Source organism: uncultured Maricaulis sp. (assembly GCF_905480005.1).
Taxonomy (GTDB): Bacteria; Pseudomonadota; Alphaproteobacteria; order Caulobacterales; family Maricaulaceae; genus Maricaulis.
This window is the reverse complement of the sequence record NZ_CAJQOO010000031.1, coordinates 1-6,346: the sequence shown is the minus strand read 5'-3', so window position 1 is coordinate 6,346 and position 6,346 is coordinate 1. Positions and strand designations below refer to the sequence as shown.

Here is a 6,346-nt window from a genome sequence, read left to right as displayed (position 1 = left end):
CGCCTATTACTGGGCGCGTGCCGAAGAGCCGATCGAGCCGGGTGACGCCTATTATGAGCGCAACCTCCCGGTCTCGCTGCAGCGCCTGAAACAGGGCGGTGTGCGCCTGGCCGGCCTCCTCAACCAGCTCGTCGAGGAGCGTCAGGTGTCCGGACGCAGCAGTGCCAGCACCGGTTCCGGCGCGCTGAACTAGGCCTATTCGACAGCGAAGACGGCGCAGACCCGGGTCTCGAACCGCATCGGTTCAAAGTCGGCAGCAAGCGCGAAATCGCCAGATGCAGCCACAAGGGCTCCTGGATCGATCACGCCAGCTTCGGCCAGTTGCTCGGCGTCGACCACTTGCAGCGGCGCCGGTCCGTTGAATGCATCCCGCTGTATCCGACTGCCGGTTACGACAACGCGATCGCCGGCATTATTGCGGCCGATCTGGCCGTAATCGCCATTATCCAGCCCGGCTGGCGTGGCGGGCGGGCGCAGGCAGGGCTGCTGGCCCTCGAGAAGGATCTGGACCGGGCCCAGCCGTCCGCCGGCGGACTCGGCGACAATGCGCGCCCGCTCTGTCGCGTCATCCACCGCCGCCGCGAAGGCCTCGCGATAGAGCTCCGCGCTGGGCTGCATGGAAAAGCGGATATCCTGCGAGCGCGCCGGTCCGGCTGCCATCGCCGCGCCGCGGACATCGGCGAGATGCTGAAGGTCAAAGGTGATCACGGTGATCGTTACCGCAGCCGTGTAGCCAAGCAGGGCATCGGGATGGCGGTTCTCCTCGAGGCGCTCGCGGAACAGCCCATCCTGTTGGCTGACCTGCTCATAATAGGGCGAGACCCGCAGGTCGGAGGTCACGCGGATATTGTCGCCATCGATCTCGCGCATGGCCTGGGTGACCGAATTGGCACGGGCGACGGCTTCGGCCACCGCGTCCTCGCTGACCGCGTTGCGGGCCTCATAGGTCACCGAGAACTGGGCGCGATTGGGCAGGACCTCGATATAGGCCCGACCGATCGCCTCAACCGAGGCTGTGCGCGCCCAGACTGGCGCGCTTGTGTCGACAGGCTCGCCATTGCTGCCAAAGCCGCATCCGGCCAGGGCCAGGGCCGGCAAGCTTGCGGCCAACAGGACTGATTTCTTCATCGGACATCCCCTCATCTGATCAAAACTTCGCGCGCGATTCCCCGGTCATGCCAACCGCAATTGGTGCCGGTCTGCCACGCAAGTGGAGATAATGGAGTGATCCGGCCCCCCCTTCACGCTTTTGCTTGTTGCGCGCGTTAGCGTTTGGTTAATATCCGGATCGGGTGTTGTGTGTGTCGGGGGTTGGGCGTGATTGAAGGTGTGGACAATACGGTGCTCTACGGCGTGGCCGGGGCCGGTCTGTTTGTCCTGATCCTCGCGATCAGTGCCATCTCCATGCATCTCAATCGCCAGCGCGCCGTGTCCGATGAGCGCCAGGTCTACAAGCTGCGCCGCAAGCGGGCGGCGCGTTATGAGGACGCCAAGAAGGACTACGAGAAATACCGCAAGAAGATCGAGAGCGGGAATACGGTTCTGGTCGATCTCATACATGATCTCGGCGATGATTTTGTCGGCCGGGACAGCGCCCAGCAGCAAATTGCCTTTGACGAGGCCTTTGAGGCGGTTGCCTCGATCCGCCAGGCCAATCCGCGGGCAAGGATCGTGATCGTGCTGCATACGCTGGGTGGCTATGCCCGGCCGGCCCACATGATCGCCCTGGCCATCAAGCAGCACTTGTCCAAGGGCAAGGGGCATTACAATCCCAGGCGCGAACCGCGTGTCGTGGCCTATGTGCCCTATGTCGCCATGTCCGGTGGCACGATGATCGCCCTCGCGGCGGACAAGATCGTCATGGATCCGACCGCCTCACTGGGCCCGATCGACACGATCTATGGCGGCTTTCCGACCGAGGCCTACAAGGAACTCCTCGCCCAGAAGGGACCGCTGGCGACCCAGGATGTCCTGGTCATGCTGGCTCATGAGGCCGAGAAATATGATCGTTATGCCGGCCAGGTCGCGCGCGACATCGTCAATGACATCCACAAGGCCGAGGGCAAGCCGGACCACCATATCGCCGACACGCTCTCAGCCGGCACGCTGTCGCACAGCCAGGCCATCACGCCCGGGGATGCCAAGGATTTCGGCATGAATGTCTCGACCAAGATTCCCGATCTGATCTATGGCCTGGTCGATGCCCGCATCCGCATGATCCACACGCGGCTCGAATACGAAGCCCGTCGCCTCGACAGCGAGGATGCCGGCGAGGAGGGCGGGACCGACAATGCCGAGCAGGCGATCGAGCGGGCGATCCGTCAATCCCTGCGGGGTAATGTGCGTCTCTGACAGGGCCGCGCTGCCAAGCCCCCTTGAACCGGCCCCGCCGCACACCGATCTTCCCGGCGACCAGCAAGGGATGATGTCATGACCAGCAAGGCCGAGCTTTATGAAGACGTGCGCAAGCAGATCGCTGCGGTGATCGCGGGCGAGACCAGCCGCACGGCGCGCTTTGCCACGGCCAGCTGCCTGCTGCGCGAGATGTTCGGTGAGCGTTTCTTCTGGACCGGTTTCTACGAGGTCGATCCTGCCAAGCCGACCGAGCTCGTGGTCGGGCCCTATCAGGGTACAATGGGCTGTCTGCGCATTCCCTTCGGCAAGGGTGTGTGTGGGGCTGCCGCGGCCACTGGCGAGACCCAATTGGTCGCGGATGTTCACGCCTTTCCTGGCCATATTGCCTGTGACAGCCGGTCCAACTCGGAAATCGTCGTGCCGGTGCGCGATGCCGACGGCGCGCTGGTCGCCGTCCTGGATGTCGACTCCACCGAATTCGGTGCCTTCGACACGGATGACCAGGCCGGCCTGGAAGCGATCTGCGGCGCGCTGCTGACGAGTGCGTGATCACTGCATTGAGAAATGCGGGGGCAGTGCCGGTCTTGGGTTCGGGCTGACACTGCCCCCTGTCCCGCCCGTTTGGGGCCCGCCATCAAGGCGGCGTGCGGGATGTCTGGAAAAGAGCGCCTAGCGCGCCACGATCTCGACCCGTCGATTGTGTCGGCGCCCCGTTTCGTCGGCATTGCTGGCCTCTGGCGCCAGCGGCCCGACACCGGCTGCGATGAGGCGTTCGGCCTCAATCCCGTAATCTGTCGTCAGGGCATCGACCACGGCGGCCGCGCGGCGGTCTGACAGGTTCATATTATAGCTGAGCGTGCCGGACATGTCGGTGTGTCCGACAACGTAGAGCGACAGGTCCGGGCGGGCCTCCAGCAAGTCCCGCAGGGCTTCAAGGGCCGTTTGCGATTCCGGCAGCAAGGTCGCGCTGTCATGGGCGAAGAGGAGGCCGTCGACCCGCACATGCCCCTCGGCATCGAGGCCCGCGGCGAGGGCTTCGGCCGAGACGGTGACCATGTCCCGGTCCATCTCGTCGGTCTCGACAATCACGATCGAGGTTGATCGGCGGCCGACACCAATGGCGATATAGGCCAGTCGCCCCTCATGGCTCAGCGTGCCGGCGGTATAGTGCGAGTTTGGTCCATTGATCGCCCGCATGCCATTGGCCTGGTAGAAGGCGTTGCGGCTGGATCCGGTCGTACAGGACCCGTCCCGGGCGCAGGACCAGATCGGCTGATACCCTGCCGCGTCGAGCGCGTCGCGATAATTGGTGAAGATCTCCAGCTCTGACCGGTCGTCGGGATTGTCGTAATCCAGCTTCGTGACCTGCCCCTGTACCGGAATCGTGACCGCGGCACGGGCGTCGAAATCGAAACCGGTGATCAAGGCGTATTCGTCAAACCGCCAATATTCGCCACCGCCTTCGGATCCTTCATAGGGCGAGATCAGCGGGTGGCCGTCGACCGCTTCCTGGGCGAGGACGGCAGTGGCGGTGCCGGCGAGGATGAGCGCAAGGGTAAGCAGGGCGGCAAGGGCGCGGATCATGATCAGTCTCCTTGGCAGGCGGCCATATCGGCAAAGCTGTTGGACGGGGCGTGATAGCAATGGACGATCCGGTTATCGCCCTCGGCGGTTTCGCGGACCCGGTTGGTCGCATCGAGCGTCACCTCGATCAGCACATACGCGTAGTCCTGGCTCCAGGCGCCGACGAAGTCATCGCCGGCTCCAAGCAGGTTGGCGGTGTCATCAAGCGCCACCACCGCATTGACCGCCAGGTCGGGAATGCGCGTGGTAAAGGGCAGCGACCAGCCATCGCCGCTGCGCTGTCCCGGACCCTCATTGAGGCGGACATGGAGCTCGACCGGGCAATGGTGGAGGGCGTGGAAGTCACGCTGCCCGGCATTCTCGACGTGCACATGATAGGTCAGCCGGTTCAACGTCATCGCGCCACCCCCATTGGGACGGGTCGAGATGCGCAGGGCGTTGTCGGCCGAGAGCGGTCCGGGTTGTGCCGGCATCTGGCCGAAGCGGAATTCGACACCCGCGACGATCGGCAGGCGGTACACATGGCAGGGGTCGGCATCCAGGATTGCCCCGGTGCGGTCGGGCTGTGACGGGGCGTCGGCTGCTTGCGGATCAACGGGCTCGACAGCCGGCACATCTTGCGGCTCATCGCCAGACGTCTCCCAGCCGGCCGGCGGGTCGCCAATATTCTCGATGACGATGACACCATCGCCGCGATAGGGGCCGTCCAGGACGAGATTTCCAACCGTGACGGCATGAGTCGGCGCCGGAGCGAACAGGCCGACATGATCGCCATGCCCCGGCAGGGATTGTTGATGGACGGTGCGCCAACTCATCCCGGTGTTGAAGTTTCTCACCTGGACCCTGACGTCGCGGGCGGTCTGGCAATCCGGATCGGCAAAGGCAATCGCGGAAACAAGGGTGGCGAAACCGTCGCCATCGCTCGTCACCGCCGGCCAGTTGGGCGTATTCCAGAACCCGCCCGGCGTGCGGGCCTGGACACGGACATTGATATTGGCGAGCGGCCAGGTCTGGCTGGAAATCGAGCCGACGCCAGGCTGGTGCCCGAGAAGCCGGGTGGAGACCTGCCAGTGGCAATTGGCCTCGGCAGCGCCGGTCAGCGCCGGGAGCATCAGCAAGCTTGCCATGAGTACCAGAATCCGCATCGCGTCCTCCCGTCCGACAGTCGGGACAGAATACATTTGCTGAATGAATGTTCAATGAATATATTTTCACCGAACTGATTTGCGCGTGTGGAGTCGGGATTGGCCAAGCGGCGGAGTGAGCAGAAGGACGAGACGCGGGCGAGGCTGGTCACGGCCGGCGCCTCCGTGTTCGCCGCCAAGGGAGTCGAGGGCACCCGAATTGGCGATATTGCCCGTGAGGCCGGTGTCGCCATGGGCACGCTCTACACCCACTTCCCGGACAAGGAGGCGCTCTTTGTCGAGGTCATGCGCGCCGGCAAGGAGGCGGTGCTCGCCGGCCTGGCCATGGCCCAGCAGACGCCGGGTTCGCGACAAACCAAGGACCGGGCAGCGATGGAGGGCGTGGTCGCCTTTGCCGGCATCTATGGAGATCTCTTCCGCCTGTTATTGAGCCGCGGGGCCGGCGCGGATCCGCTTCAGCGCGAAGTCGTCGATGCCATCGCCGCGCTGAGGGTCGCCGAGCTGGTCGAGGGGCAACGCGATGGCTGGGCCCGCAAGGATCTCGATCCGCACGCCGCGGCCCGCTGTGAAGTGGGGGCGGTCTTTCATTTGCTCGACTGGTGGCTGGACGACCGCTCCCGGATGACGGATGAGGCTGTCATTGAACAGCTTTGCCTGATCCGCCGCTTCGGCGTGGAGGGCCTGATCCCGGATTCTGCGGCATGAGTGAGTATTCGATCGAGCTGGACGGGCGGTCTGTTGCCTTCACCTTGCGACGCTCGGCGCGCCGGACGATCGGTTTCACCATCTCGCGTGACGGTCTGGCCGTTGCCGCGCCGCGCCGGGCCAGCGAGCGGGAGATCCGGCGCGCCCTGGTCACCAAATCCGGCTGGATCCTGTCCAAGCTCGACGACTGGGCGGCCCGCCCGGTCGCACCGGAACTGGTCCTGGAAAGCGGGGCCAGCTTGCCCTGGCTCGGCAGTGAGCTGACCCTCGATCTGCGCGGCGAGGGCGTGCGGACGACCGTCCGGCGTGAGGGCGACCGGCTCATCCTCAAGCATGATCCCCATCTTGACGGTGAGCTGCGCACCCGGACCCTCACCAAGGCCCTGCAGCGCTTTTACAAGCGTGAGGGCGAGGCGTTGATGGCGCCCAAGGTCGAGGCCTATGCCGCCCGGCTCGGACGACCGGTGCGCAAGGTCATCGTGCGCGACCAGAAGCGTCGCTGGGGGTCGTGTGCCTCGGACGCCACCATCCGTCTCAACTGGCGCCTGATGGGCTTT

Annotated in this window: 7 protein-coding genes and 1 pseudogene; 5 read left to right on the top strand and 3 right to left on the bottom strand. The window is 64.8% G+C overall.

The window, feature by feature from the left end; genetic code table 11:
- A pseudogene (locus QZ266_RS04090) lies at positions 1 to 193 on the top strand (hypothetical protein); the annotation flags it as partial.
- Positions 194 to 195: 2 nt separating this feature from the next.
- On the opposite strand, the gene QZ266_RS04085 reads toward QZ266_RS04090, so the two are convergent.
- The gene (locus QZ266_RS04085; RefSeq protein ID WP_295691867.1) at positions 196 to 1,128 is read right to left on the bottom strand and encodes an SIMPL domain-containing protein; all 933 of its coding nucleotides are present in this window, start codon (positions 1,126 to 1,128) and stop codon (positions 196 to 198) included.
- Positions 1,129 to 1,317: 189 nt separating this feature from the next.
- Between QZ266_RS04085 and QZ266_RS04080 the strand changes: the two genes are divergently transcribed.
- Positions 1,318 to 2,352 carry a hypothetical protein gene (locus QZ266_RS04080; RefSeq protein WP_295691866.1) on the top strand — a complete coding sequence of 345 codons (1,035 nt, stop codon included), beginning with the start codon at positions 1,318 to 1,320 and terminating at the stop codon, positions 2,350 to 2,352.
- Between the two features lie 78 nt (positions 2,353 to 2,430).
- On the top strand, positions 2,431 to 2,904 hold the full coding sequence (locus QZ266_RS04075; protein ID WP_295691863.1) for a GAF domain-containing protein: 474 nt from the start codon (positions 2,431 to 2,433) through the stop codon (positions 2,902 to 2,904).
- Positions 2,905 to 3,024: 120 nt separating this feature from the next.
- On the opposite strand, the gene QZ266_RS04070 is transcribed toward QZ266_RS04075, so the two are convergent.
- Together QZ266_RS04070 and QZ266_RS04065 are read right to left on the bottom strand one after the other, a co-directional pair.
- Positions 3,025 to 3,939, bottom strand: coding sequence for an OmpA family protein (locus tag QZ266_RS04070; protein ID WP_295691862.1), 915 nt, complete (start codon positions 3,937 to 3,939; stop codon positions 3,025 to 3,027).
- A gap of 2 nt (positions 3,940 to 3,941) precedes the next feature.
- Entirely contained in the window at positions 3,942 to 5,084 is a 1,143-nt protein-coding gene (locus tag QZ266_RS04065) for a hypothetical protein (protein WP_295691860.1), read from the bottom strand.
- Positions 5,085 to 5,183: 99 nt separating this feature from the next.
- Between QZ266_RS04065 and QZ266_RS04060 the strand changes: the two genes are divergently transcribed.
- Together QZ266_RS04060 and QZ266_RS04055 are read left to right on the top strand one after the other, a co-directional pair.
- Positions 5,184 to 5,789: a TetR/AcrR family transcriptional regulator gene (locus QZ266_RS04060; protein WP_295691858.1), complete on the top strand. Its 606-nt coding sequence runs from the start codon at positions 5,184 to 5,186 to the stop codon at positions 5,787 to 5,789.
- On the top strand, positions 5,786 to 6,346 hold a 561-nt coding region (locus tag QZ266_RS04055), incomplete at its 3' end, for a YgjP-like metallopeptidase domain-containing protein (RefSeq protein ID WP_295691856.1). The genes QZ266_RS04060 and QZ266_RS04055, both read left to right, overlap by 4 nt.

What these genes read in the sequence shown, in the direction of transcription:
- QZ266_RS04065 (WP_295691860.1), bottom strand. Translation starts at nt 5,084, where the DNA reads ATGCGGATTCTGGTACTCATGGCAAGCTTGCTGATGCTCCCGGCGCTG.
- QZ266_RS04085 (WP_295691867.1), bottom strand. Translation starts at nt 1,128, where the DNA reads ATGAAGAAATCAGTCCTGTTGGCCGCAAGCTTGCCGGCCCTGGCCCTG.
- QZ266_RS04075 (WP_295691863.1), top strand. Translation starts at nt 2,431, where the DNA reads ATGACCAGCAAGGCCGAGCTTTATGAAGACGTGCGCAAGCAGATCGCT.
- QZ266_RS04070 (WP_295691862.1), bottom strand. Translation starts at nt 3,939, where the DNA reads ATGATCCGCGCCCTTGCCGCCCTGCTTACCCTTGCGCTCATCCTCGCC.